Raw genomic sequence first — 26,611 nt, 5'->3', positions numbered from 1 at the left:
GTTCTATATGCCGCCCTTTTTCTTGCTTGCCTGCATTTCAGCTGCCATACGCAGCATTTCCTCAAACTCTTCCTCGCTGACATCGCCGACCTGCCCGTCTTCCTGGGCCAGCGGGATATCCGGCTTCATCTTCACCGTTTTGCCGCCGTATGTACGGGTTCTTGCGCCGCCGGCTGCTGCGGCCTGCTTTCCTTTGACCTTGGACTGGTCGCGGATGTACTCCACGGCCTTCTCATAGGAGTTGACCTGCTTCAGCAGCATGTTGGAGGCGATGGCCTCGACAAAATTGCGGTTGATCCGCTGGTCGTTCCCGCCTTCGGTCAATAGGGACATCAAGTAGTGGATCAGCACATTGATGACTTCACCCGGCAGCTTGTAGCTGAGGTCGATCTTCTCGAATATATCGATAAAATTGTCCGGCACCGAGCCCGGAAAATAAGTTCTGAGCAGCTTCGTATACGGCTCATTCCGAAGCATCATATTATACTGGTGAATGTCGCATTTGGATTGGAACTGAACCGGAACGTCGACGTAATATTCCATCTGCACGGCATGCTCCAACGGAGCCTGCTCTTCTTCCGTTTCCGCCTGCCGGAAGGAAATGACTTTCCCCGCGTACACGTCCCGCTGTTCCTGGCGGCGCTTGTCCTGGCGGAACTGCAGGCTGGCCTTATGCTGGAACTCGTCGAGCAAAATGTCGCCGTCGGGCCCAAAGATGCCGTCCTCATCGAGCAGGCGGCAAATGTCCTGGACGCTGAGATCGTATTTGCGTCCGACAAAATTGATGACGCCCATCTGCTCATGGTTGAAGCGCAGCCCTTCCACATGCCGGCGGTTGGCGGAATCCCGCGGGAAACGCAGGATGATATCGGAATAATTCAGCGCCCCTTCTTCATCGAGAACCCGAAGTCCAGGCTGTCTTGACGTGGATACCTCAGACAACGCCTGTTCCAGCTCGTAATCGATCACATGGGTGTTCAGTTCAAAAATATCGTAAAAGGCCAATGAAATATTTTCTTTATGGACGGACGATGATCCGGCATACTCTTCCGGTTCCTTCGACCACAGCTCCTCGCGCAGCGACAGGACGGCAAATTTGCCGATCTTATCGCGCAGCAGCAGCGTCAAATGCTGTGTATTAAAGAACTCCGTCGGCGAGAGTGGAGCCTGGAGCTCGTATTCGTACATGTAATCTTCCTGCTCGGGCACGTAAATCCGGCAGGATTGCAGCAGCCCCACCGCTTCCAGACGGGAAGCCTGCTCAATCAGATATTTGCGTCCCTTCTCGCTCGGCTCAAGCCCAAGCGACAGGAAAATGCGCCGCTGCTGTTCAACCCGGGAGTAGCCCAGCTTCTCTGCCGGGATATGCTGAAACAGCAGGTGGTATAAGCTGATGGCAAATGCCCCGACCATGGGCTGGTATACGGAGCTGAGCATTCGGTTGTCCAGGCTGCTTAAACCAAAATCACGGAACACGCAGTACCGGTGGTTTTCGGTAAAATGCAGCAGGCTCTTCATATGCATAATCTATGCTCCCTCCCATCGATTCGTAGACTTTCTCTATTCTATCACAAAAGGGTCCGCTTCTTCTCCGTTTTTCGACAAGTCTTTCATCCCCAAATGAATCCAGTTTGCGACATCGGTGATGACCTCGCCAGGCACATTACCGGGCAGCTTGTACTCCTCGCCGGTCGAGTTCTTACTATAATATATATACATATGATTAAGTCCCGGATATGACTTAAAGGCTACGTCTTTTCGTTGGCTCAGCGCACTTCTCCACACCTTGAGGCTCGGCGGAGGGACCTGCACGTCATTCTCCCCCTGGAGGATGTACATCGGGACGTTCTGATCTCTGGCGAGCAGCGGCCCGCTGTAGTTTCTGAAATCGAACCACCAATACGCGTTCGGCAGCGGAAAATGCTCCGGCAGATGCTCCTTCGAATAACCGGGGTCCTTCAGCAGCGCGACGGCTTTTTCCCATGTGTCCACCTGCTTTTGCAGACGGGCCAGCTTCTCATCCGAAGCTCCCTCTTCTTCCGCCCGCCCTAATATTCCCCGGTACTGCATCAGCATCAGGTCCTCCAGCGGTCCGGATGGGGCGGACATCACGACCGCGCCGGCGATATGCTTGCCCGTATCCGAAGCGATGATGCGCGGGACAAGCATCCCGCCTTGGCTGTGGCCGAGCACATAAATCTGCTGCGGATCGATCCTTGGATCGGCGGCCAGCAGGGCAGCGGCGCTGACGGCATCGTCAACCGTCTCCTCCTGGACGGTAAAGGACGGGGTGGCGGAACGAAGCGGGTATTCCCGCGTCCGCTTTTCGTAGCGGAGCACCGCAATCCCTTCGCCAGCCAGTCCCACCGCCAGGTCCCTGAACAGCTTGCCTCCCCCGGAAGACTCGTCCCGGTCATTGGGGCCGGAGCCGTGAACGAGCACAAGCGCGGGAACCTTCTCCTGAACGTTCCGGGGGAGCGTCAGTGTGCCTGGAAGGAGCAGAGGGCTCTGGCCGACCTGCACTTCTTCCTCCGTGTACTTTTCCGGGTGGTCATAGGCGGGCGCCCGATAGCTGCTGGTCACATTTTCGATCCAGGCGATATCGTTCAGCAGCCCCTCCGGGCTGAACCGGAGCTCCATGCCGAACGTCTCTCCTTTTGGCGTCTGATAGACCAGACGGGCGTTGCTGCGTACGGAATCCGTATAGGCTTCGGCATGCAGCAGGCTCCAGTCGAGGCCGTACAGCTTTTCCAGCCGTTCTTCGTACTTGGGAAGCGACGAAGGCGGATAAGCAGCCGATAAGGATGCATCCATCATCCGTCCCGCCTCTTCCCATTTCCCATGGCGCAGCAGGGTCATCCAGTAGATCGCCCTCCCCTTCCAGTCATCCGGATCGAGGGACCAGCGATGGTCCGCCCAAGTTCCCCGGATGCCCAAAGCCCCGGTAAACGATTGGAGCGGCACGAGCAGCGCTCCTCCTCCGTCCGTCACCGCGGTACGCGCAAGTTCATACGGCGCTTGGTCCAATAAGGACTGCTTGCTGCCGGGCGTGATTTTCCAGCGGGTTTTGCCGAGCGAGACCTGAACCCGCTTGTCCGTCCCGTCCCACAGCACCTTGGCGCCCAGCGCCTCGGCCGCAATCCGGAGCGGGATCATAGTCTGCTCTCCCGCGGACGCCGCCATCGCGTTTGGTAGCGAACCTCCCGCCATCAGCCCGGTGGCAAGCACCAGACCCAATGCTTTTCTCCACATCCATCCGTCCCCCCATCATTCAACCCTTCAGCGCCGGGATAGCGCAAAACAGCCCCCCGGGTGGAGAGCTGTTTCGAAATCGGCCGATTTGCCGGCCTAGAACATTTTAAATCCGCTTCTGCGAAGCTTCTGGATGGACCAGCCGCTGATGACCGCGCCTGCCAATCCGGCTACTCCCGTTAAATAGTCAACTACGCGAAAAGACTCCAAGTGACTGAGCAGCGACATTTGGCTGCGGTCCCATAAAGAGTATACGACCACCGGTAAAATAACGATGACAAACAAATAGCAGGGGAACCAGGTCGTTTTCATTAACATATTCAAAATAAAGCCGATGCCGAACATCATGACAAAAAATAACACCATCAGCACGAGAACGGGTATAAATTGCATCTCAGCCAAGTCACCTCTTCTTTTCTATCGCCCCGCTAAAACGGATACAAACAGGCCGTTCACAGTCTTGCCACGTTTTGTGGACTAGTAGTTAGTTTACTAAAAAAACGGTCACGAATCAACGAACAATCGGTGAATAGATTGTGACTTCATTTGCTCTTGCGCTTGCGGTTGAGCTACAATGAAGAAAAACGTCAACGACCCTGATACTCGGGTCCAGCAAGCAACCTTGGGATCCGCTTACAGGCAACTATTTATAGGAGTGATTCATAGATGAATGAAGCAGCATCAACTCTGGAGGGCTGGTACGCTCTCCACGATTTCCGTTCCATGAACTGGGCGGCATGGAAGGCCGCCGACGACGAGGACCGCGCCATGGCGCTGGACGAGCTCCAGGCGTTCCTGAACGAATGGTCCGAGGTGGAATCCAGCAAGCAGGGCAGCACAGCAGTGTACAGCATCATCGGACAGAAGGCCGATTTTGTGTTCATGCACCTGCGCGAAACGCTCGAAGACCTGAACGCCATCGAGACTGCGTTTAACAAAACGCTGTTTGCGCAATATACGACGAAGTCCTATTCCTATGTCAGCGTCGTCGAGCTCAGCAACTATCTCGCCGGTTCCGGTGAAGGTGACCCGATGGAAAATCCGCATGTCGTCGCCCGTCTGAAGCCGATCCTGCCGAAGACGAAGTACATCTGCTTCTATCCAATGAACAAAAAGCGCGATCAGGCCGATAACTGGTACATGCTTGACATGGACGACCGCCGCAACATGATGCGCAGCCACGGGCTGATCGGCCGCAGCTATGCAGGCAAAGTGAAGCAAATCATTACCGGCTCCATCGGATTCGACGATTGGGAATGGGGAGTTACTCTGTTCGCAGAGGACGCGCTTCAATTCAAGAAGCTGGTCTATGAAATGCGCTTTGATGAAGTCAGCGCCCGCTATGCCGAATTCGGCGGCTTCTTCGTCGGAGCGATTCTGACGCCGGAATCTTTTGAAGACATGCTGAAAATTTAAAATACTTTCATATATAAGAAAAACGTCTATCGACGTACTTTCAAAGAAGACAGACCGCGTCTAAAGGAAGTTTTTCTTGCGAGATCAGGAAGCAGAAGCTCCGAAACTTATACTTTTCTGATCTCTTAAAAAAAGGTTTGCCCCGAGTAAATTCAGGGCAAACCTTTTTGCTGTTTCCTTAATCCTCTTCCTGTTGTTCATCCTGCTGTTTCATCGACTCCAAAAATTCAGCGGTCGCCCGGTCGCGGTCCCTTCCCTTTTCCTTCAGCCTTTCAATGGCCGGAAGGATGAGGATGTCCACTTCCTTTTGGACCGTGTACGACAGATCGTACCGGTTCTGGTCCTCGAGGAAGGATCCCACTTCCATCAAGGCGTTATAACGGTCCAGTTCGTCCCGGGTCAACAATGCGCGGACTTGAACACTGCAGTGCCTCATTACAGGAATTTCCCTTTCTTCAATACCAGCGGAATGCCGCCGATAATAAATAGGTAGCGCATATCCACGATCTTCTTCAATTGAGCTGCCCGCCAGCCCTTTATATGCTTGTCGCCTACTACCGCGATACCTTCGCCTTTACCCAGGGAAGCGACGGTGCCCTTGTTGCTGAATTCGAACTTTTTCGGCTGCTGGCCACGAATTGCCGTGACGATGTTATGAGCGCAGCACACGCCCTGCTGCATCGCAATCTGCGCCGTCGGCGGATATGGACGCCCTTCCGGATTCATGATCAGGGCGTTGTCCCCGATGACATAGATGTGGTCGCTCCCAGGCGCCCGCAAGTACTCGTCTACCTTCACCCGGCCTCTTGCCGTTTCAAAGCCGGCCGCTTCAATCATATGGTTGCCGCGGATTCCTCCGGTCCACACCACCGTAGCCGCCTTGATCTCTTCACCGGTCGCAAGCACTACGCCGTCCGGCTTGCATTCTTTGATGGCCACGCCGATTTTGAAGGTTACGCCTTTCTTGCGGAGCACCTCCATGGCATACTCCACGAGCTCCGGAGCAAAACCCGGCAGCGCCGTAGGCGCCGCCTCCACATTGTAGACATTCACAAGATTCGGATCGACATCGTATTCCTTGCACAGTGCCGGTATGCGGTCGGCCAGCTCGGCAACAAACTCAATGCCGCTGAAGCCCGCTCCCCCGACGACAAAATTGATTCTTTCCTGCGGACTGCGTTCATTTTTATACAGCGCGAACTGGTACTCGATATGCTTGCGGATCAGCCGCACCGAGTTGATGCTGCGGATCGTCATCGCATATTCGGCCATCCCCGGAATGCCGAAGGTTTCGGATTCCCCGCCGAGGGCAATGACCAGGAAATCGTAGGAGAGCGTCCCGTCCTCCAGGATGACCTTCTTCTCATGCGGACGGATTTCCTGAACGGAGGATTTGACCAGATCGATCTTGAATTCGTCAATCAGCTTCGAAATCGGTACCCGTGTATTCTCGACGCTGTCCGTACCAGCAGCGGGCATATGCAAATGGGTCGTAATATAGTGGTAATCGTGACGGTTAACAAGCGTTACGTCCGCTTCATTATAATTCAATTCCTTTTGAAGGCGCTGTGCTGTCAGGATGCCGCCGTAACCCGCACCAAGGATTACTATCTTGGGAATGTTGCTCATCATCTTGCTCCTTCCAAAATGTCGGTCTCTATATATATTTGTGAACCATTACAAATGTTATTGTGAAATATTACACATTAGTTTGAACTTCAATGAATCTTTTTATCACAGGCAGCCTGTGTAAGAAAAAAAACAGCGGGAATACTACCAAAACCTGCCCGCACATAACTAAAATGATAGCCACTTTCCCATAAAAGATCAAGTATTATTTGGCCTTCCATGAGAGCATCCATGCTGTTTTCATTTTCCTTTTCATTCCAGTTTTCAGTTAAGTTTATTCTCTTATCCTGACGGAGAATTTGCAAAATAGGATGTAAACTTTTCAGCCGAAGCCCGGATGTATTATAATGAGATGGAATTTGAAGAATATACAGCGTGCTTAATTTCGCTAGCGTTCTTATTTATATTTGTTGGAGGTGCTTACACTAATGACATCGCAGCCGGCTGACATAACCGACCTGCTCATTATCGGAGGAGGTCCTGCAGGCATGTTCGCTTCTTTCTATTGCGGGATGCGCCAGGCATCAGTCACACTCATTGAAAGTATGCCCCAGCTTGGCGGGCAGCTTGCAGCCTTATATCCCGAGAAATACATTTATGACGTGGCCGGATTCCCTAAAGTAACGGCACAGGAGCTGGTCGACAATCTGCAAAAGCAGATGGACCTGTTCCAGCCGAACGTACGCCTGGAGGAAAAGGTTACTTCCCTCGTTAAGCAGGACGAGCGCCATTTTGTGGTGACGACCGATAAAGGCGAATACCACTCCAAAGCCGTCATCATTACGGCCGGGGTCGGAGCCTTTGAACCCCGCAGACTGGAGCTTGAAGACGCTAGGAAATTTGAGAAAACGAATTTGCACTACTTTGTGAATGACTTAAACCGCTTCAAGGGGAAAAAGGTGCTGATCAGCGGCGGCGGAGACTCCGCGGTAGACTGGGCGCTCATGCTGGAGCCGATCGCCGAGCAGGTCACGCTGATTCACCGCCGCGACAAATTCCGTGCGCATGAGCACAGCGTCGAGAATTTGATGGCTTCCAAGGTTCAGGTCGTGACGCCGACGGAAATCACCGCCCTGCACGGGGAAGACACGATTACCAAGGTGACCTTGTCCCATGTGAAGACCAAAGAAACGCAGGAGATCGAAGTCGACGACGTCATCGTGAACTTTGGCTTCGTATCTTCCCTTGGCCCGATCTCCGATTGGGGCATTCAGATTGAGAGCAACTCCATCGTGGTGGATTCCCGCATGGAGACGAACATTCCCGGCGTCTTCGCCGCCGGAGACATCACCACATATCCGGGCAAACTGAAGCTTATCGCCGTAGGATTCGGCGAGGCGCCGACCGCGGTCAACAACGCGAAGGTATACATTGATCCGGAAGCTAAGCTGTCTCCCGGCCACAGCAGCAATATGAAACTCTAGCCCGAAGTTACGCGCAAATTGGGCACAAAAAAAAGGGTATCCTGATCTGATCGTCATGAAGTCATGATTCAGATAGGATACCCTCATTTTGTTGCGGTGCTGCTAATCTGGAAAATAGATGTTACACCTCCACACCTTCCATAACTTCCACGTCATATGCAGCTTATAATACAACAGCATTTGTGGATGTGTACCGGGATGTGTCCTAATGAACTAAACTCTCTGATGAAGTCTCTAGATTCCTCTTGTGGATTTCGGCCAGGAGTAAAGCGATGAAATCATGATCCAGCATGAGTTCCACGGCCATATGATAAGAATCGAGCAGCAATTCATCCGACAACATAGCCATTATCTTCACATCCTTTCCTTAATTTTCCTCAAAACTATCATATCAAACTTCACATAAGAGAACAAGCGTTCGCTTTATCCACAACCTGTTGTGGAAATCCTGTGTATAATTTGTTAGCAAGTGTCGGAATACCAACAAAATTGCAGTGGATTTTGGGGATAAACGTTATACACAGGTGCTGTGCATACGACCCGGCTTCAAAAAATTTTTTTCCAGTTTCATAGTCTTATATAATGATATTACCCCGCCTATAATCTCCTAAACATTGCCAGTTTGATTTATTGAGGGCGCGTATTTACTTCAAAAATCCAAATTCTCCCGCTGTGGTCCAGACCGTAGTCAAAGCCGAGCTCGCCGATGCCGGGAAAACGCCGCTCCAGAATTGCTGTACAGCGCCGGGTAAGGGAACGCATCTCTTTAAGCTTTGCTTTGGAAGAGATCTGCGGCAGGGAACGGCTCAGGCCAACGCGTCCTTTCAGCAAATAACCGCCCTTGCACAGATTGGTTACGAATAGTCCGCTGCGCGCGACCCGTCCCACCATTGCGGTAATGACCCAACGATCGTCCACTTTGACGTATTTGACACGGTAATCGATCGGACGCCCATCGACCTGGGCCAATTTAATCCCCTGCTGAATTAAATAGGTCCTTCTCACCTTCAGCTTCCGAAAACCGCTGTACATGCCGGAGAAGCTGTCAAAATAATAGGTTTGAGAGAAGCGGGTTATACTATAACCGCTGCCGGTACGGGATATTTTCATGACACCGTAACCGCCTCCGCCGACGACCGGTTTTACGACGACAAAGTCATACATTCCCAGCATTTGCTGGAGATTCTCCCGGCTCATAGACCGGGTCTGCGGAATATATGGGGCAACATCCGGATCCGTCAGCAGCGCTTCGGTCTTCAGCCATTTGCTTGCCAGCTGTCTTCCCCCCATGTTGTCGCCTCCTTTCTATGCTCCTATGTTATTAACATACTCGTATCTACGGGTTCCCTCCTGTATGTTTGTGCATAGAAAAGGATAAACGCGTAAAAAACGGGGGATAGCGGAGCCTTGGCGTGCCTGTCTAAATCGGATATAATGAAATGAAGTGTGTAAATTTGGAATATCCTGCGAAGGAGGATAACAGCTGTGGCTCAATTTTTCGGGGTATTATACTGGGTCGGCATGATCGGCATGTCCCTTGCTCTGGTCGTGACAACCGTTTTAATCTTTGCTTTGGGCTTTAAATTTCTGAAAGACAGACGCAAAGGGCTCGGCACCTGCTGCATCGCTTTTTCAATCGTGGCGGCGGCCATGCTCGTCATGATGGTGAACAAAACGTTTATCGTTCCCGGGCTCTCCTAACGAACAAAAAAAGGCTCACAACCTGCTTCTGTACGAAGCGGGTGTGAGCCTTTTGTCTTATTCATCCGCAGTGTGTGCCCGTTAGCACTCCTCAGGAGCCGGTTTGCCTGCATCGAGCGCTGTACGGAACGAAGCGCCGCATCCGCAGGTCGCCGTAGCGTTCGGATTGTTCATGGTGAATCCGCCGCTCATGCCGGACTCCTCAAAGTCGATTTCCAGCCCGTCAATCAGGCGGAGGCTTTCTTTATCCACGACCACCTTCAGGTCGTTAACGTCCATGTATACATCATCTTCGGTTTCGGCATCGTCGAAGCCCATGGCGTAAGAAAATCCGCTGCATCCGCCGGCCTGTACCCCAAGACGGAGGAACATCCCTGGAATTTCCTGTTCGGCGAGCATTTCTTTCAGCTTATCGGAAGCGGAATCGCTAATGTTGATCATAGGTAACCCTCCTTGGTTAACTGATGTGAATTTATTCATTGCAGGGCTTCAGCAGCGCACCTGAAAGGCGGCCGAGCAAAAGTCCCGCTCTGTGAGTACATTGCACTTACCTTTAGTATACTCCACAACGTTGTTCCCCTCAAGAGAGGTTCCGCCCGGCAGCAGCCCCTCCGTTCCCATGATGTACCAGAAAGGCGGTCGGAACGCCGTATTCGCGCCTCCAGAAGTTATAATCAGGCTTCATCCGGAGGATTTATATCACATTTGCCCCCTTCGCAGGATCCTTAAAGATGGTATGATTTCCGGATCTTCGCATGCCGATTCTGTATAACTGTATTGCGGACCCCGGATAGGCGGTTTATAATAGGTGGGTAATGAGGGAGCAAGTGTCGGTAATTTGTCATGGAAAAGACAACGCTCTGTCACTCTGGGTTGTAACTTTTTTCACATAAAAAAGTCTATCCATTCATTACAGAAGACAGGCCGCGCTTGGCGGATGTTTGTCTTGCGATTATAGAATTCTTCGGCATCTTTGAAAAATGTATACATTCTATAATCTATAAAAGGCGGGCCCCCTACTTTTTCTTTACCGGCCAAAAGCCTCTCCGGAGTGCTTACCAAAGCGTCTGGCCTTACGGCTTGGATGATCCGCTGAATACATATCCTCTGCGGTACATGGAAGACGCTGACCGATAAAATTGGCAAATCGACTGGACGGGTTGAACGCCGGACTCCTTCCAGGCGCTGCGGGTTGACTCTTGCGTCCTGCAAAGGGCGTGTCTTCCGCACGACCAAAATGCGAACAGGAGGAATGGAAATGTCCACTATTGTAACATCGAACACCGAAAGACGCATGCAGGAAATCATCGAGAAGGTCCGCCAGGGTGAGCGGCTGAACCTTGAGGATGGAGTATTTCTGTATGAAACCGATGATCTGCTGACGCTGGGGCAGCTGGCGAACGAAGCCAACCTGCGCAAGAACGGCAAAAAAGTATATTTCATCGAAAACATGAGCCTGTACTTTACCAATGTCTGCGAGGCGCACTGCGCGTTCTGCAACTTCCGCAAAGACCTTGGTGATGAAGGCTCCTATACGTATTCCGGTCCTGAAATGGTCGAATACATTGAGCAGCACATTCATCCGGGCGTCCGGGAATTCCATATCGTTGGCGGACATAACCCGCACGTGCCTTTCCAATACTATGTGGATTCCCTGCAGGCGCTGACCGACCGCTTCCCGGACGTAACGCTTAAAGCCTATACAGCGGCCGAAATCGACTTCTTCACCCGCATCAGCGGCCTCAGCATCAAGGAAGTGCTACAGGAGCTGCAAAAAGCGGGACTGAAATCGCTGACCGGCGGCGGTGCAGAAATTTTGTCCGACCAATACCGCAAAAAAATGCGGGTGGAAAAGGCTAACGTCGAGCAATACCTCGAGGTGCACCGGACGGCGCATAACCTGGGCATGAAGACGCATACTACCATGCTGTACGGATCGATCGAGTCCCATGAAGACCGGATCCGCCACATGATGCAGATTCGCGACCTTCAGGACGAAACGAACGGATTTATGGTATTTATTCCTCTTTCCATGCAGCCAAGAAATAAAAATGCCGGCATCATGCGCCGTAACTCCGCCTACGAGGATCTGAAGACCATTGCCATCAGCCGTCTGATGCTGGACAACATCGACCACGTGAAGGCTTACTTCATTAATATCGGGCCGCAGCTGACCCAGGTTGCGCTGAGCTTCGGCGCTTCCGACGTCCATGGCACCATCCTTAAGGAACGCATCAGCCACGCCGCAGGCGCGCTCACTCCGGAAGGCCTCACCCGCGATGAGCTGATCTGGCTAGTCAAAGGCGCAGGACGCATTCCTGTGGAACGCGACACGTTTTATAATGAAATAAAAGTTTATGAATAAGTAAGAGGAATTTTATACCTTTCCTCAAACCCGACGTATGAGAAAGGAAAGACGGACATATGAGAAAATTCGTCATCCTGGGTGGAGGTTACGGAGGCCTTGCATTGATTCAAGGTCTCCTGAACAACCACTTCCCCCAAGATATGGAGCTGATTTTGATTGACCGCATGCCTTTCCAAGGCATTAAAACCGAGTATTACGCGCTTGCGGCAGGGACGGCAAGCGACTATGATCTGCGCATCCAGTTTCCGAACCATCCCCAGCTCACGAAAAAATACGGCGAAGTCACATCCATCGATCTGGAAGGCAAGCGGGTGCACCTCGAAGGCGACGACCCGATCGAATACGATTACCTGACGATCGCCCTGGGCTGTACCGACCGTTATCACGGCATACCTGGCGCGGATCAATTCACGAACAGCATCCAGACGTTCTCAAGCACGCGCCAAACCTATCAGCGCTTGAATGATGTCAAGCCGTACGGAAACGTACATATTATCGGCGGCGGCCTCAGCGGCGTTGAAACGGCTGCGGAGCTGCGGGAGAGCCGTCCGGATCTTAACATCACGATTCTGGACCGGGGCAGCCGGGTGCTCTCCTCCTTCCCTCAGACGGTTTCCTTGTACGTGGAGCAGTGGTTCATGGATCATGAAGTGAATACTCGCTCCCACATATCCGTGTGCCGGGTGGAAGACGGTATCGTCTATAACGGGGATGAAGCAATCTACACCGACGCCGCGGTTTGGACGGGCGGCATTCAGCCGGTGAAGGTCGTTCAGGATTTGAACGTGCCGAAGGATCCGGGAGGCCGGGTCGTGGTCAACACGTATTCCCAAATTCCGGATTACCCGGAAGTGTATGTCGTGGGGGACTGCGCCAGCATTCCGTTCGCTCCCAGCGCCCAGGCGGCAGGAGCCCAGGCCAGACAAGTGGCCGACGTGATCCATGCGCTCTGGAAAGGCGAAACGCCGAAGATCCACAAGATCCACCTCCGTGGAACCCTTGGGTCGCTTGGCAGCAAGGCGGGCTTTGGCCTGATGGGGAAAACTTCGGTAAAAGGAAGAGTACCCCGCCTGTTAAAAAGCGGGGTACTCTGGAAGTCCAGACGCCATTTCGGCTAATCCAGCTCGAGGCTGTCCCAAGCCTCGAGTTCTTTTATTTTGGCCATAATGGCCTCATACAGCTCATCGGCGCTGTCCGCATCTATAATCTCACCGTTCACCATGGCGAAGGGCATCATGGCACATTGGCCGCAATTGCTCAGGCATCCGTATTCGATAACGTCGTAATCCGGATTCTCCTCCAGCTTCTCCATGACTTCATCGGTTCCGAAATGCATGTTGTTGGTGCAAAACTCGATGATGGGTCTCAATGATATCACCTGCTTTAGGTATTGATTCTTAGGTAGGCCTTATCTTAGTTTACCGGGTGAGCCGAATAATATCAACGGCCTTGTCCGATTCAGCATATATAGCCATTTTATTTTGTCTCGGTTTGTAATATAATAAAGATTACAGGAAAGGAGTTGAAATCAATGAGCGAAAACGCACAGAGCACCATGTATGATGAAGTAGCGGAAGTGCTTGATAAGCTTCGCCCGTTCCTTCAACGCGATGGCGGCGACGTGGAATTGGTTGACGTGGAAGACGGCATCGTGAAGTTGAAACTGATGGGTGCCTGCGGCAGCTGCCCAAGCTCCACCATTACATTGAAAGCCGGGATCGAACGCGCCCTCGTTGAGGAAGTTGAAGGAATCAACGACGTTATTCAAGTATTCTAATCCCATTCAATAGCAAGAAGAGACCTGACTTCATCGAAGACGGGTCTCTTCTTTTTTTTGTGGCTTGGGGCGCCATAACAGGCGCTCACATCCCATGATCGGCCGGACCAATCCAGGGACGGATCGGATCCAGCCCGCCGGAGATGTCCATAATGTTGCCGGTGATAAAATCGGAAGCGTCGCGGCACAAGTACTCGATCACGCGCGCGATATCCTCGCCGCTGCCGGGCCGGCCCCGCGGCGTCTCGCCGTCCTGCAATCCGGCGACCTCGGCAATGGTCTTCTCTTTGTTATCCCCGCGGATGTCCCCGGGACACACCATATTCACCGTAATGCCGTACGGGGCCTCCTCGACCGCCAGCGTCTTCGTAAAAGAAACCAGTCCGGTCTTGGCGGCGGCGTACACCGCCCGGTGCGGCCACGCTCTCGATTCCGCCGCATGCCCGAAGCCGAAGTGGATGATTCTTCCCCAGCGCTTAGTCCGCATCGCAGGCAGCACCAAATGGTCCAGCAGCATCGTGCCGACCAGATTGCCCTGGATGAGCGACAAAATTTCCGTCTGGGTATAATCGGAGAACCGTTTACGCTCGCGGATAAAAGGTCCCGCGTTGTTCACGACGATGTCCGGACTGCCGAGCTCGGACTCGACGCGAGCCACCAACTGCTCCAGCTGGCCCGTGTCGGAGACATCGGCTTGCACGGCGATGCTGCGCACGCCCAGTCCCTCGATGACCGCCCGCAGTTCCTCCGCTTCGCGGCGGCTGTGGACATAGTTAAGCGCGACGTCGCAGCCGGAACGTGCCAGCGTGAGCGCCGTCATTTTGCCAAGTCCCTTGGCACTGCCTGTGATCAGGGCAACCTTTCCCCTCAAAATGCCACCCTCCTTTCTGCTATCCGAACTTCCCATCCTTTGATCCATTCGATGACACATCATTCCTATTAAAAATATAATGGTGTATGTATGTACAAACCTCACGCAAGATCATTGATCCTGTATAGTATAAAAGATTTCACGGCACCGCCGCAACTTGGAAACCCTGTACAGCTGGGCCGCGAGGAAAAGCGAGCCAAATAAAAAATGGTTGCCCGACGCAGATGCAAATAAAAAAGCCGCAGGGGATGAACCCCTTGCGGCTGTGCTGCGCATTTCGCAGGCTTTAGAATGCCGGGATAACGGCACCTTTATACGTGTCTTCGATGAACTTCTTCACGTCGTCGGAAGTCAGGGCAGCAGCCAGCTTCTTGATGGCGTCGGAGTCTTTGTTGTCCGGACGGGCCACCAGGATGTTAACATAAGGGCTGTCTTTGCCTTCGATGAAGAGCGCGTCTTTCGTTGGATCAAGGCTGGCTTCCAGCGCGTAGTTGGTGTTGATGACGGCCAGATCGAATTCGCTCAGCTGACGCGGCAGCATTGCTGCATCGACTTCCTTGATTTTCAGGTTTTTCGGATTGGCGGTAATGTCCTTCACCGTAGATTCTACTTTATTCGGATCCTTCAAAGTAATCAAGCCTTGTTTGGCCAGCAGGCTGAGCGCGCGGCCGCCGTTTGTCGCATCGTTCGGAATGCCGACGGTTGCGCCGTCCGGAATTTCGTCAGCGCTTTTCACCTTCTTGGAATAAGCACCAAGCGGCTCCAAGTGAACGCCTACTACCGGAACAAGGTCCATCTTGCGCTGTTTGTTTTCATTGTCGAGGTAAGGCTGATGCTGGAAAAAGTTAGCGTCGAGCTGTTTCTGGAACGTCTGCACGTTCGGCTGCACATAATCGGAAAACTCTTTGATGACGAGCTTCACGCCCTCTTTTTCAAGCGCAGGCTGGATATGCTTCAAAATTTCGGCATGAGGCTTCGCCGTTGCGCCAACCGTCAGTGTAACCGTTTCGGCTGCAGCCGGTTTGTCCGTGGATTCGCCCGCAGCATCGCTGCTGCTGTTATTCGGCTTGCTGCCGCACGCGGCGAGCACGACAACCAGGGCCAAGGTCAGAAAAGAAACGAGCCATTTTTTCATTGAATAAATCCCCCTTAAATTCATAAGAATAATATGATTTATATTAGAAAGGCAGTGCTTTGATGTTACCTGCCTTGCCTTTCCAGGTCAAATCCGGTGATCCGGATGCATGACTGTGAGCCAAACACGTTGTACGCCTTACTTTCTGGTAAAGTGACGCACCAGCCGGTCGCCCGCCATTTGCAGCAGCTGTACCAGCACGATCATGAAGATGACGGAAATAATCATGACGGTCGTTTCATAGCGGTAATAACCGTAGCGGATGGCCAAATCGCCGAGACCGCCGCCGCCAACCATTCCCGACATCGCCGTATAGGATACGAGTGTCACGACCGTAATCGTAATTCCGGCCAGCAGGCCCGGTCTTGCTTCGGGCAGCAGCACCCGCGTAATGACCTGCCAGGTCGAAGCGCCCATCGAATGCGCCGCCTCGATTACGCCACGGTCCACTTCACGCAGCGATGTTTCCACCAGTCTGGCGAAGAACGGCGCAGCGGCGATCACCAGCGGCGGAATCGTCCCCAGCACCCCGAAGGTGACGCCGACGATCGCTTTCGTGACCGGGATCAGGGCGACGATCAGGATGATAAACGGGACCGAACGGAGGATGTTCACGATAAAGGAAATGACCGCATAAACGGCACGCACCCAGCCTGTCGTCGAGCGCGATGCCATAAACAGCAAGATGCCGATCGGAAGACCGAGGATAAAGGTGAACACCGCGGAAGCCCCGAGCATTTTCAGCGTATCCAGAGTGGCTACGCCGATCTCGTTCCAGTCAACCGAGGAAAAATCCAAACCCCACATCAGTTCATCACCTCCACGTCAAGCCCCTGCTCGCTCAGCTTCGCGAGCGTCGCATCGATCTGATCCCGTCCGCCCTCAAAGCGGACGATCAGCTGCCCGTACGGGGTATCTTTAATGGTGGAAATGGTGCCCTGCAGGATGGCGAAATCCGCCCCCGTCTCGCGCACGGTCCGGGACAGGATGGACTCGTACGTTTTGCTGCCGAGAAACGTAATTTTCACGGCCTGCGCCGGACCCGTTCCGGAAGCCTGGGCAGCCAGCTCAAGCGGTTCGCCCTGGCTCTGCTCCCCGCGGACAAAATCCTTGGTCACGGGGTGCTGCGGCTTCAGGAATACGTCCGTGACCGCCCCCTCTTCAACGATGCCGCCTTGATGGATCACGGCCACCCGGTCGCAGATGCTCTGGATGACGTGCATCTCATGGGTGATCAGGACGATCGTCAGATTAAACCTCTGGTTAATGTCCAGCAGAAGCTTCAGGATCGAATCCGTCGTCTGCGGATCGAGTGCCGAAGTCGCTTCGTCGCACAGCAGCACCTGCGGATCGCTGGCCAGCGCGCGGGCGATGCCCACCCTCTGCTTCTGGCCTCCCGACAACTGGGCCGGATATTTATTGCAGTGGGCTTCCAGCCCGACCAGCGCAATCAGCTCGTTAACTTTGGCCTCCACCTCCGCCTTGCCCTTACGGGCCAACCGGAGCGGAAAGGCGATGTTGTCATACACCGTCGCCGAGCTCAGCAGATTGAAATGCTGAAAAATCATCCCGATCTTCCGCCGTTCGTTCTGCAGCCGCTGCTTGCTCAGGCCCGTCAGGTTAACGCCGCCTACCCATACTTCTCCGGAGGTCGGGCGTTCCAGCAGGTTCATGCACCGGATCAAGGTGCTCTTCCCTGCGCCCGAGTGGCCGATCACGCCAAAAATTTCTCCTTTATGAATGCTGAGGTTCAGCCCGGACAAAGCCTCCGTCGCCTTTGCCCCTTGGCCGTACCTTTTCGTCAGCTGCTTCAGTTCGATCAACCGAAGGGCCCCCCTCTCTTCCCCCTATCCTACCCGAATAGGGTTCACATAATCTATCTAAATGACCAGTCTATTCTATCGAATCCAGGCAAAATAAAAAGCCCCTCTGACAGAATCAGAAAAGGGGCTCCCTTATTTGTAAAAGTCGCTGCCTTCTCATCTGCCAACCCGCAGCTTAAGCTGCAGCTTGTAGGAATTAGCACCATGACATTCAAGTAACGGCGGATGCCGTGCTCAAATCGGTTGCCGGGCTTCATCGGGCCTGTCCCTCCGCCTCTCTCGATAAGAAAAGATTATGAAATTAATGATGACGTGTTTTCATTTTTACAGTATAGATATATTTGCGCACTTTGTCAAAAGGAAATTTGTTGTATCCCTTTATGGATGCATGCCTTCCTTTTTCCACAGCTTGTTGGCGTAATGAAAGGATGCCGAGAGCGACTTGCATACCATGTCCAGCCCCTGCTTCAGCTCGCTCAAATGCTGGTCCAGATCCTCCAGCTCGACCTTATCCTTAAGACCTTGGTGCCGCTGCCACAAGTCATCCTGCATCTCGGAGTTCATGTAATGAACCTCCGCATTGCGCCGTTTGCGCAGCACGTTCAGGGCGCTCTTGTATTCGTCCTTGATCTCTGACAGCTGCCCGGCCAGGCCTTCATGGGTTTTCATGTAGTGAAACTGCCGGAGCACCGTAAAATAGGAAAAATGCGGTTTGTTCTTCTGCGTGTTCAGATCGAACAGATCATTGAGCACCGTTCCGAGCTTGTCCAGAACGGAAAACACGCGGATAAATCCGTTTTTATAGAAATATACGTACCTGGCGTACTCGGCCTGCTCCTCAATCGTCATGTCATCTACATAACCGGCCTTGACCGATTGACGGAAAAAGGAAGCGGCATACCAGCTCTGCTCCAATTCATCCAGGGAAGACACCAAACCGCGTGTCCATATCTCCAGTTTGCGGTAATCATGGCTGGGATCCTCATTCTTTTCGATCTCGTTCTGGAGCAAATGGATCGTCTCCACCATCGTTTCGATGGCATCTTCGAGCAGCCCGTTATTTTGGCGGGGCATCTCTCCAAGCAGCGTTCGCAGCATCGGCATTCTCTCCCTGATCAGTATTTACGCAAAATAACTGTTCCAGCGTTCATCCACCTTCTTGACGATATCCTCCCGCGGAATCAGTTCGTCCGGATACCCGGTTTTCATGCGTGCATCCACTACAATCGGCAGGCGGTACGACAGATGATGATTCCGCACTTCGGCACCCGCATAGATGTCCGTGGCCGGGTTGAAGCGCGTAAACACCGTCCACAGGAAGGACGTCTGGTCGGCTGCCGTCTGGCGGGCATCGTCCACCAGAAGGACGAGCGGCCATTCGGTTCCCTTCTCCTGCAGCCGCTGCAGCAGGCGCTCCGGCAGCTCCGGCTCGTCCTCGTACCCAGCGCCTGAGACAAGGAGGCAGCCTCCGCAGTAAGGAACCATCTGTTCGATCTCCGCGATCGGCCCCTCCTCATAAGCACGCGGCAGCTCGCGAACCGGCTCCCCGATCCCCATCAGCACGGCTTTGCTGCCGTGGTTCAGCTTGCGTCCGGTGTAATCGAGCGTATCGTGGGATGTCTTATTAAATATAAACAGATCGACGGCCGGGTTAAACCGCGCAAGGACCGTTTCCAGCAGCTCGCTGGCGTTCTCGAGATCGACCGGCTGGTCGGTCAGGATCAGGAATTTGGTCAGGGACAGCTGACCTTCACCCAGCATCCGGAAGGCGGATACGAGCGCCTCGCGGGAGTAACTGACGCGGACTATAGCCGAAGCAAGGGCATGGAAACCCGTCTCGGCATATGTCCACAGCGACTTGATCGAAGGCATGACGAGCGGGAAGGCCGGCGACAGCAGACGCTGCAGAAATTCGCCCATGAAATAGTCCTCCTGCCGCGGCTTGCCTACGATCGTCGCCGGATAAATGGCGTCCTTGCGGTGCCACATATGGTTGACGTGAAAGACCGGAAAGTCATGCATCAGGGAGTAATACCCGTAATGGTCCCCGAACGGGCCTTCCGGACGCCGTTCGAACGGCGGGACGAGGCCGCTGATCGCAAACTCGGCTTCCGCCGGAATCCGGTGCCCGCCGAGCGGATTTTCCACCATCGGCAGCTTTTCGCCGAGAATCATGGACGTGAGCAGCAGCTCGGGCAGCATTTCCGGGCCCGGCGCAATCGCCGACGCGATCAGGGCCGGCGGTCCGCCGAGGAACGTCGTCATGCGCAGCGCTTCGCCGCGCTGCTCGGCTTCGTGGTAATGGAAGCCGCCGCCCTTGTGGATCTGCCAGTGAATACCGGTCGTCTGGTTGTCATAAATCTGCATGCGGTACATGCCCAGATTGTGGTCCTTGGGCCGCGATGGGCTCTCCGTATAAACAAGAGGCAGCGTAATGAACGGGCCGCCGTCTTCCTGCCAGCTTGTGACCCGCGGCAGGTCTTTCAGCGGCTGGTCGCTGCGGGAGACACCGAGCACAGGGGCATCGCCCATCGGTACGGTTTTCATGCCTACCTTTAGAATGTCCTTGATCAGGCCGCGTTCATTCCACAGCGCCGACAGCGTCGGCGGAAGCATCGTATCGAGCGCACCCACCAGGGACTTCATCAGCTCCTCCGGACGCGGTCCGAACGCCATGTCTACGCGCCGGCTGGTACCGAACAGATTCGTAGCCACGGGAAACGGAGTCCCCTGTACATTCGTAAACAGCAGCGCCGGCCCCTGTTCGTCGATGACCCGGCGGTGGATCTCCGCCAGCTCCAGATACGGATCCACGGGAGCCTCGATCACTTTCAGGTCATTTTCCTTGCGCAAGGCTTCGAGCCATTGGCGTAAATTTTGATAGCTCACACGATCATTCCTCTCCAGAATAAGCCAAAAAATAATAAATAAACTTACAAACAAAGCCCTCGAATCACTTCGCGGACTTTGGATGTGCAGCGGTATTCAGTTCATCGTTTGCCGCCCTGCGGCTCAAAGCCGATTCCCCGGGCGGCCGAAGCGGACTTCGGCTGCTGAAGCGTCGCCCTTCCGGTCTGCCAGACGCGGACGCTCAAATAACAGAGCACGCCGAACAGAGACGAAATCAGCAGATTGTGCAGCAGCGCGGAAAAGATGTATACCTCCGGCTTGTTCAGCGTCGACACGATCGCCGCCCCGCTGAACACCTGCATCAGGCACAGCGTTACCGCGGCGATGCCGAGGCCCTGCAGCTCCCGGTTCCCCCGGTTCAGCCGGTAGCCGCAGACGGCCAGTACGGCGATGGCGATCAGCAGCAGCAGTGCCGCGATCCGGTGGATAAACGCGATAGTCACCCCTCCGGACAGCTCGGGAATGAACTTCCCGTTGCACAGCGGCCATCCCAGGCACCCCCCCGCCGAGTTGGTGTGGCTGACATATGCTCCGATATAAACGACGATATAGGAGTAGATGGTCACGGCCCATGTATAGCCGCGGAAGGTCGCACTGACGCGCGACGTACCGCCGGACGGGTACGAAGCCTCGCCCAGTTTGTCCATCCTTCGGGCGCCTAAGGCCAGCATCAGCGAGCTGGCAAATGCGATCAGCGAGAAACCGAAGTGGAAGGCAAGCACGGCCGAGGACTGGTCATACACGACGGCCATTGCCCCCATGACAGCCTGAACCAATACGAAAATAAGGGTCAACACCGAATACGTGCGCAGGTCACGCCGGTTCTTGGCGAACAGATGGAAGGCGACCACCACCGCGACCGCTGTAAGCCCTGCCAGCCCGCTGACCAGCCGGTGCGAATATTCAATTAATGAGGCGATGGTATGCGCCGGAACGAACTCACCGTGACACAGCGGCCATTCATGCCCGCATCCGAGTCCGGAATCGGTCTTGGTGACCACGGTTCCGCCGAACGTCGCAAAAAACATCACGACAAACGTTAAATAACTAAGCCATTTCAATTGTCTGGTATTCAAAATTCTCTCACCTGCTGCTCATAATAAAAACTTTACTACTGAAGACAGGTACCTCAATATTTTACCAATCTCATCTATTATACCTGATTCCTTGACATACATCACCGCCACTTTGTGACAAAATGTCGGAGAAATGTCGGATAAATGAAACAGCCCCACGAAGTGGGGCCTTTGCTTCGCTGCCGGTTCGGCCAAATGGTAGTGAAACCCGAATACCTTCGGTTCCGTACAGCCATGCCATGAAGCTGCTCTCTAAAGAGAAAAGCACCGCCTCAAATGCCTCTGTGCGGCAAGAGCGGTGCGAATGAGCTTATTTATGAATCGTTCTGTATACGTCCAGCGCCGTATTCAGGAATCCCTCGATTTCTTCGCGAGATTTGCGAAGCTTGTTTACCAGCCGCACCAGCTCCCGGCCGTCCGAAAAGGCCACAAAGCTTGGTATGCCCAAAATGTTCAGCTCCTGGCTGAGGTCGCCGACTTGATCCACGTCCACTTCGACAAGCGTCAGATCGTTCGAAAATTTCGTTTCCACGTCCGGCATAAACGGGTCCATAAATTTGCAGTCCGAGCACCAATCCGCTTTAAATACGGCTACGGTCAGTCTCGGAGACTGGATTGCGACTTGAAATTCGGCTTGAGAAGTAATTTTTTGCATGGATATCCGCCCTTTCTATCCCATATCTTGTCCAATTCTTGTCCATTTCTTCTCTTAGTGAATCAAAATACCGAGTGGAAGTCAAATTTTTTAGCCATACTGAAAGTAATGTGAGGTTTACAAGAAAGGAGGATGCGGTCATGCCGGTAACATCTGCACAGCGCACCCTTGTACCCGCCTGGATCCGGATCATGTCGGCCCTGCCGAAGACGGCCGCCGAGGTCGCCCGCGGCAAAGCCGCCGGCTGGAAAGCCTCGCGGCAGCTGACCCGCCGCCGCCGGCCGCTCGACTGGAAGGAGACGTCCGCCCAGAGTATCCGCGACCAGCTGGACCGGATGGCCGGCGACATCGGCCGGATGCGGGAAATGCGCAACCACCTGGCTTATCCCCGGGATACGAATGCCCGCTCCCAGGAAGAGCAGGACATTCTACATACGATCCGGACCCGCACCCGGGAGGCGAACCGCAGCAACATTACGCGGACGAAGGCCTATTACGATTGCTACCGGGAGTATCCCGAGCTCCATTGGTCCTTTTTGGCCCACATGGTGTCGCGGAACGCCGGCTGGAATATGAGCGACCTGAAGGGCGGACTCATGTCCGATCTGATGGAGCCTTCCGCCCGGGAAGACCTGTACCGGATGCTGGAGCGGTGCAACGCGCTCATTTTTCAGGACGCCTACCCCCAGCTTCTGCTGTACAGTCACAGCCGGCGCCTTGGACGGAGCTTGTTTCACCTGCTCCCGAGCTTTGGCGTATCGGCGTTCATGAGCCCGTTCTGGGACCGCTTCTGGATTGAACGGGACAGCGCCCTGCTTGCCATCGGGCTGATCATCAATGAACAAAACTATATTGAGGGCCGCGTCGTGCAGAACGGTTATTATCAAAGCCGGGTCCTCCGTAAAAAAGCATTTTCCATGCACAGCAAATTTCAGATGAATCAAGTCGTCTTCCCGATGCTGCCGCATATCCCGGAGCTCGAAGCCGACGTGTTCCATACCCCCGAAGAAAAGTCCCGGATCCGCGAGTCAGCCGGCTACGCCGCCGATTCCATGGTCGGACTCATTCTGGAGCAGTTCTCCAGCCTGAACGAGAGGATTGCCTTCGGCAAAGCGCTTTACGCCACTCTGTTCGGTTACGAGGATGTATTGTCCGGCGTGCACTCGTTCGCTTCAGTCGTCGAGCATCGCGGTTCACGGAGCGAATATTGGCCGCAGCTGTTTACCCATGACAAGAAAAACGCGCTAAACTCCCCGCTGGAAAGTGTCGAGCTGATGAAGCCGGGATGGCTCCCCGGCGGCCGGCGCCTGTACAGCCCGCTCCTGCACGACGTGTGGCATGACCTGTACAGCGAACCGATCCCGCGGTATGACTGGTTCAAAAACGAGGATGCGATTCATTACGTAAGCCGGCCGAGACGGCCCTTGATGATCGAAATGACGCATGCCCACCGGAACGCGCTGCAAAAAACAGCCCTCACGCACGATGTCGGGAGGGCTGTGACTTCAACGTATTAGCTTGTCTATAAACTGAGGCGGTACGGACCGTATTAACCCCGTTCCTGCGATTTCAACCGGGACGGCTGCAGGCGCATCAGCGGACGCAGCGCCTTCTGCAGGATACGCGGATAGCTGGACAGCTCCTGCTGGCGGAGCACGCCGAGCATGACCAGCAGTGCCAGATACAGCACCACGACCACGACGCCAACCACCAGGCAGGTGATCAGGAACGCCAGCCTGTCCGGCAAAATGTGGACGAGCTGATCGCCCGCGGCGTTAAGCCCGTATCCAACGGCGCTGGTGACGATCACGGTAATGAGAAAACCACGCCAGCGTTTCCCCAGAATGGAGAACGGCACGATTTTTTTCATGACGCGCAGATTCAGCCACGTAATGACGAGGAAGCAGAGTCCCGTCGCGGCGATGATGCCGTAAATGCCAAGCCATGGAGCGAGAATAAGGCTTCCAAGGAGCTTAATGATTATGCCCATCATCACGCTGATGACCGTCAGGTACGCTTTGCCGACGCCCAGCAGGATCGAGTTGGTCGTCATCATCGTAATCTGGAAGATCGTGCCGAACGTCAGCAGCATGATCAGTCCGCTGCCGTCCAGGCTGCTGAACAGCAGGCCGTTGATCGAATATGACGCCACGCAGAGGGCGATGACGATCGGCATGCCGGTCAGGATCGAGATGCGCAGCGCAAGCGTGATCTGCTGCTTCAGATGCGCTTCGTCCTTCCGGGCGAAAGCGGCCGAAATGACCGGAATCAGCGAGGTGCTGAGGGCGATGGCCAGAATCGGCGGGATGCCGGCCACGCTCTGCGCGCGCTGTCCGAGAATCCCGAGCAGCTGTGTCGCTTTCGCTTCGCCGATCCGGCCGATCAGGAGCGGATTGACGATCGACGAGTCGATAAAGTTGACCACCGGCACGGTCATCGATGACAGCACGATCGGAATGGAGATCGTAAAGATATCCTTGTAAATCTGTCCCATCGGCAGATGCGAATCCGGACCGGCTTCCAGCATCAGTGCCCGGTCCTGCTTGCGAATCTTGACGGTGTAATACAGCATGACGGCAAACGCGCCGATGCTGCCGAGCACGCCCCCAAAAGAAGCGCCGGCCGCTACCCAGCTGTCCTCATATCCACTTTTCAGCAGAATGTAAGCCAGCAGGATCGCAGTGCCGACCCGGGCGAACTGCTCGACGATTTGCGAAATGCCGCCCGCGGTCATGTTGCCGCGGCCCTGGAAGTATCCGCGCATCATCGCGATCGCCGGAAACAGCAGCAGCGCCGGTGCCAGTGCGCGGATGGCGAGCGACGCTTCCGGCACTTTGGAAACGTAGGTCGCATAATACGGTGCGAGCACGTACAGCAGAATGGTGATGATGACGCCCGCCGCCGCGGCGAAAATAAGCGCTGCGTGGTACACGCGCTGCGCTTCCGCCGGCTTCTTCAGCGCATAGCGCTCGGATACCATTTTGCTCAGCGTACTCGGAATGCCTGCCGTTGCCACGGTCAGCAGCAGCAAATAGACATTGTTCGAAATCGTAAACGAGGCCTTGCCTATGTCATTAAACAGGTGATCCAGCGGAACCCGCTGCACCAGTCCGAGCACGCGCGCCACCAGCGCGGCGGCAGCCAGAATGAGCGTGCCTCTAATAAATGATTCTTTCTTCGCCAAACCCTATTCCCCTTCTTTCCCCAGCAAGCACAACCCCGGACGGGTGACCGCCCGTGCGTTATCTTCTCATTAGAAAAACACGATCCATACGAAAAATACGATGATCATGACGATTTGCAGGATCACTTTCATCACCATGCTGCTGAACAGGCCCACAAGCGTCCCGAAGCCTACTTTCACCGCTTTTGACGGGGACGATCCGTTGATAAGCTCTCCCACAAACGCGCCTACAAACGGTCCGATCACAAGTCCGAAGGCCGGGATGACGAACGGCCCGATGATGGCCCCGATGGTGCTTAGTATGACCGACAGCCTGGAGCCGCCGAATTTCTTCGTTCCCCAGGCGCCGACGGCATAATCGGCTACGAACAGCACCACGATGATGAGGCCCTGGATGATCCAGAACCAGGTGTTGAAATGGGAAAACGTAAAAAACCAGCCATACACAAAAAAGGCAAAAAAGATAGCCAGCGCCCCCGGCAGTATCGGGTACACGGCGCCGGCCAAGCCGATTGCGAACAGCGCAATGACCAAAATCCAGCCAAGCACAGCCATCGCCTATGCTCACTCCTCGTCAAAAATGAATTTTTGGATAACCTCAGCGATTCCGTCATCGTTGTTGCTTGACGTAATATAATCGGCTGTATCTTTCACGACCTGCTGCGCGTTGCCCATAGCTACGCCGAGTCCGGCCTGCTGGATCGCCGCCAGATCGTTCATGCTGTCTCCGACCGCAATGACTTCAGACATTGTCAGGCCCAGCAGCTTGCACACTTCCGCAATGCCCGCAGCCTTGTTCAAGCCTTCCGGGTTGATCTCCAGATTAAACGGCGAGGAGTTAGTAATTTCAAGGCCGCCCATATCCTGCAGCTTCATGAGTATCCGGTGTCTCGCTTCGTCATCCTCTGTATGGTAGCCGAATTTGAGCCATTCCTTGCCTTCGACGTCATCCGTCCAATGATCCTTATTGTACAACTGCTCAACAGAATAGGCCCAGTACCAGCAGTCCTCTTCCACCGCGATGTCGTGCATCGCCTTCACCAGCTCCACATCCATCAATGAGCGCAGGTGAAGCTCATGCGGGGCACGCCATACTTCGCTGCCGTTTACCGTAATCATGGGCGTGGTCAGCCCGAGCTCTTCCCCATAAGGCAGGGCGCTCATAAACGCCCGTCCTGTCGACAGGCACACATGCACGCCGTGCTTCGATGCCTTGCGGATCCACTGCGCCGTTTCCTTTGAAATGTTCTGCTCATCGGTCAGCAGCGTTCCGTCCATATCCAGTGCGAGTAACTTGTATTTCGTACTCATGCCGTTTCCCCCTGTCCTTGTTCCAGCGCTTTTCTTTCCGTTTTGACACAGACATACGGACATTTTACCACAAGGACCG

At 54.3% G+C, this 26,611-nt stretch carries 27 protein-coding genes and 1 riboswitch; of the genes, 7 read left to right on the top strand and 20 right to left on the bottom strand.

Translation table 11 applies throughout. From position 1 onward, the window contains the following. Positions 1-3 precede the first annotated feature (3 nt). The 3 genes from K2F33_RS14525 to K2F33_RS14515 form a co-directional block, all read right to left on the bottom strand. The gene (locus K2F33_RS14525) at positions 4-1,524 is read right to left on the bottom strand and encodes a replication initiation and membrane attachment family protein (RefSeq protein ID WP_076174045.1); all 1,521 of its coding nucleotides are present in this window, start codon (positions 1,522-1,524) and stop codon (positions 4-6) included. Between the two features lie 36 nt (positions 1,525-1,560). Next, complete coding sequence (locus tag K2F33_RS14520; RefSeq protein ID WP_263882078.1) at positions 1,561-3,252, bottom strand: alpha/beta hydrolase family protein; 1,692 nt, start codon at positions 3,250-3,252, stop codon at positions 1,561-1,563. A 96-nt stretch (positions 3,253-3,348) separates the two neighbouring features. Next, on the bottom strand, positions 3,349-3,645 hold the full coding sequence (locus K2F33_RS14515) for a YuiB family protein (protein ID WP_076174042.1): 297 nt from the start codon (positions 3,643-3,645) through the stop codon (positions 3,349-3,351). Positions 3,646-3,918: 273 nt separating this feature from the next. Between K2F33_RS14515 and hemQ the strand changes: the two genes are divergently transcribed. Next, entirely contained in the window at positions 3,919-4,668 is a 750-nt protein-coding gene (gene hemQ / locus K2F33_RS14510; protein WP_076174040.1) for a hydrogen peroxide-dependent heme synthase, read from the top strand. Between the two features lie 178 nt (positions 4,669-4,846). Here hemQ and K2F33_RS14505 read toward each other — a convergent pair whose 3' ends face one another. Further along, positions 4,847-5,104: a hypothetical protein gene (locus tag K2F33_RS14505; protein ID WP_076173728.1), complete on the bottom strand. Its 258-nt coding sequence runs from the start codon at positions 5,102-5,104 to the stop codon at positions 4,847-4,849. After that, positions 5,104-6,297, bottom strand: coding sequence for an NAD(P)/FAD-dependent oxidoreductase (locus K2F33_RS14500; RefSeq protein WP_076173727.1), 1,194 nt, complete (start codon positions 6,295-6,297; stop codon positions 5,104-5,106). The genes K2F33_RS14505 and K2F33_RS14500 overlap by 1 nt, the downstream gene beginning before the upstream one ends. Positions 6,298-6,725: 428 nt before the next feature. On the opposite strand from K2F33_RS14500, the gene K2F33_RS14495 reads away from it, so the two are divergent. Beyond that, positions 6,726-7,721: an NAD(P)/FAD-dependent oxidoreductase gene (locus K2F33_RS14495; protein WP_076173725.1), complete on the top strand. Its 996-nt coding sequence runs from the start codon at positions 6,726-6,728 to the stop codon at positions 7,719-7,721. A gap of 205 nt (positions 7,722-7,926) precedes the next feature. On the opposite strand, the gene K2F33_RS14490 is transcribed toward K2F33_RS14495, so the two are convergent. Then, positions 7,927-8,070: a sporulation histidine kinase inhibitor Sda gene (locus K2F33_RS14490; protein ID WP_089548462.1), complete on the bottom strand. Its 144-nt coding sequence runs from the start codon at positions 8,068-8,070 to the stop codon at positions 7,927-7,929. 278 nt (positions 8,071-8,348) lie between these two features. Continuing rightward, on the bottom strand, positions 8,349-9,011 hold the full coding sequence (locus tag K2F33_RS14485) for a YheC/YheD family protein (protein WP_076173724.1): 663 nt from the start codon (positions 9,009-9,011) through the stop codon (positions 8,349-8,351). Between the two features lie 195 nt (positions 9,012-9,206). Between K2F33_RS14485 and K2F33_RS14480 the strand changes: the two genes are divergently transcribed. Next, the gene (locus K2F33_RS14480) at positions 9,207-9,422 is read left to right on the top strand and encodes a hypothetical protein (protein WP_076173723.1); all 216 of its coding nucleotides are present in this window, start codon (positions 9,207-9,209) and stop codon (positions 9,420-9,422) included. Between the two features lie 81 nt (positions 9,423-9,503). Here K2F33_RS14480 and K2F33_RS14475 read toward each other — a convergent pair whose 3' ends face one another. Beyond that, a complete protein-coding gene (locus K2F33_RS14475; RefSeq protein WP_076173722.1) occupies positions 9,504-9,863 on the bottom strand; it encodes a HesB/IscA family protein in 360 nt (119 codons plus the stop codon). An 817-nt stretch (positions 9,864-10,680) separates the two neighbouring features. Here K2F33_RS14475 and mqnE point away from each other — a divergent pair. Further along, positions 10,681-11,787, top strand: a complete 1,107-nt coding sequence (mqnE, locus tag K2F33_RS14470) for an aminofutalosine synthase MqnE (protein ID WP_076173721.1) — start codon at positions 10,681-10,683, stop codon at positions 11,785-11,787. A 59-nt stretch (positions 11,788-11,846) separates the two neighbouring features. After that, positions 11,847-12,908: an NAD(P)/FAD-dependent oxidoreductase gene (locus tag K2F33_RS14465; protein WP_076173720.1), complete on the top strand. Its 1,062-nt coding sequence runs from the start codon at positions 11,847-11,849 to the stop codon at positions 12,906-12,908. Here K2F33_RS14465 and K2F33_RS14460 read toward each other — a convergent pair. Then, entirely contained in the window at positions 12,905-13,159 is a 255-nt protein-coding gene (locus K2F33_RS14460) for a YuzB family protein (RefSeq protein ID WP_076173719.1), read from the bottom strand. The genes K2F33_RS14465 and K2F33_RS14460 overlap by 4 nt on opposite strands. A 162-nt stretch (positions 13,160-13,321) precedes the next feature. Between K2F33_RS14460 and K2F33_RS14455 the strand changes: the two genes are divergently transcribed. Continuing rightward, complete coding sequence (locus K2F33_RS14455) at positions 13,322-13,567, top strand: NifU family protein (RefSeq protein ID WP_076173718.1); 246 nt, start codon at positions 13,322-13,324, stop codon at positions 13,565-13,567. A gap of 85 nt (positions 13,568-13,652) precedes the next feature. Here the strand turns inward: K2F33_RS14455 and K2F33_RS14450 are convergent, their stop codons facing one another. The 8 genes from K2F33_RS14450 to K2F33_RS14415 form a co-directional block, all read right to left on the bottom strand. Beyond that, complete coding sequence (locus K2F33_RS14450) at positions 13,653-14,438, bottom strand: SDR family oxidoreductase (RefSeq protein ID WP_076173717.1); 786 nt, start codon at positions 14,436-14,438, stop codon at positions 13,653-13,655. A 286-nt stretch (positions 14,439-14,724) separates the two neighbouring features. Continuing rightward, positions 14,725-15,573: a MetQ/NlpA family ABC transporter substrate-binding protein gene (locus K2F33_RS14445; RefSeq protein ID WP_089548465.1), complete on the bottom strand. Its 849-nt coding sequence runs from the start codon at positions 15,571-15,573 to the stop codon at positions 14,725-14,727. Positions 15,574-15,711: 138 nt separating this feature from the next. Then, entirely contained in the window at positions 15,712-16,380 is a 669-nt protein-coding gene (locus K2F33_RS14440) for a methionine ABC transporter permease (protein ID WP_089548466.1), read from the bottom strand. Further along, entirely contained in the window at positions 16,380-17,396 is a 1,017-nt protein-coding gene (locus tag K2F33_RS14435; RefSeq protein ID WP_263882076.1) for a methionine ABC transporter ATP-binding protein, read from the bottom strand. The genes K2F33_RS14440 and K2F33_RS14435 overlap by 1 nt, the downstream gene beginning before the upstream one ends. 153 nt (positions 17,397-17,549) lie before the next feature. Beyond that, a riboswitch (SAM riboswitch) is annotated at positions 17,550-17,685 on the bottom strand. An 89-nt stretch (positions 17,686-17,774) separates the two neighbouring features. Continuing rightward, complete coding sequence (locus K2F33_RS14430) at positions 17,775-18,494, bottom strand: Cthe_2314 family HEPN domain-containing protein (protein ID WP_076173708.1); 720 nt, start codon at positions 18,492-18,494, stop codon at positions 17,775-17,777. Positions 18,495-18,518: 24 nt separating this feature from the next. Next, complete coding sequence (locus K2F33_RS14425) at positions 18,519-20,285, bottom strand: UbiD family decarboxylase (RefSeq protein WP_263882075.1); 1,767 nt, start codon at positions 20,283-20,285, stop codon at positions 18,519-18,521. A 101-nt stretch (positions 20,286-20,386) separates the two neighbouring features. Further along, positions 20,387-21,382 carry a COX15/CtaA family protein gene (locus tag K2F33_RS14420; protein WP_089548469.1) on the bottom strand — a complete coding sequence of 332 codons (996 nt, stop codon included), beginning with the start codon at positions 21,380-21,382 and terminating at the stop codon, positions 20,387-20,389. A 310-nt stretch (positions 21,383-21,692) separates the two neighbouring features. Further along, entirely contained in the window at positions 21,693-22,037 is a 345-nt protein-coding gene (locus tag K2F33_RS14415) for a thioredoxin family protein (RefSeq protein ID WP_076173701.1), read from the bottom strand. Positions 22,038-22,177: 140 nt separating this feature from the next. Between K2F33_RS14415 and K2F33_RS14410 the strand changes: the two genes are divergently transcribed. Continuing rightward, positions 22,178-23,554, top strand: a complete 1,377-nt coding sequence (locus K2F33_RS14410; protein WP_263882074.1) for a DUF2515 domain-containing protein — start codon at positions 22,178-22,180, stop codon at positions 23,552-23,554. Positions 23,555-23,586: 32 nt separating this feature from the next. Here K2F33_RS14410 and K2F33_RS14405 read toward each other — a convergent pair whose 3' ends face one another. The 3 genes from K2F33_RS14405 to K2F33_RS14395 form a co-directional block, all read right to left on the bottom strand. Continuing rightward, complete coding sequence (locus K2F33_RS14405; RefSeq protein WP_076173697.1) at positions 23,587-25,221, bottom strand: putative polysaccharide biosynthesis protein; 1,635 nt, start codon at positions 25,219-25,221, stop codon at positions 23,587-23,589. Between the two features lie 69 nt (positions 25,222-25,290). Then, the gene (locus tag K2F33_RS14400) at positions 25,291-25,776 is read right to left on the bottom strand and encodes a DUF456 domain-containing protein (RefSeq protein WP_076173695.1); all 486 of its coding nucleotides are present in this window, start codon (positions 25,774-25,776) and stop codon (positions 25,291-25,293) included. Between the two features lie 9 nt (positions 25,777-25,785). Beyond that, complete coding sequence (locus K2F33_RS14395; protein ID WP_263882073.1) at positions 25,786-26,532, bottom strand: Cof-type HAD-IIB family hydrolase; 747 nt, start codon at positions 26,530-26,532, stop codon at positions 25,786-25,788. Between the last annotated feature and the right edge of the window lie 79 nt (positions 26,533-26,611).

Source organism: Paenibacillus sp. PSB04 (genome assembly GCF_025809195.1).
Classification (GTDB): domain Bacteria; phylum Bacillota; class Bacilli; order Paenibacillales; family Paenibacillaceae; genus Paenibacillus_AQ; species Paenibacillus_AQ favisporus.
This window is presented reverse-complemented; position numbering and strand designations above follow the sequence as displayed.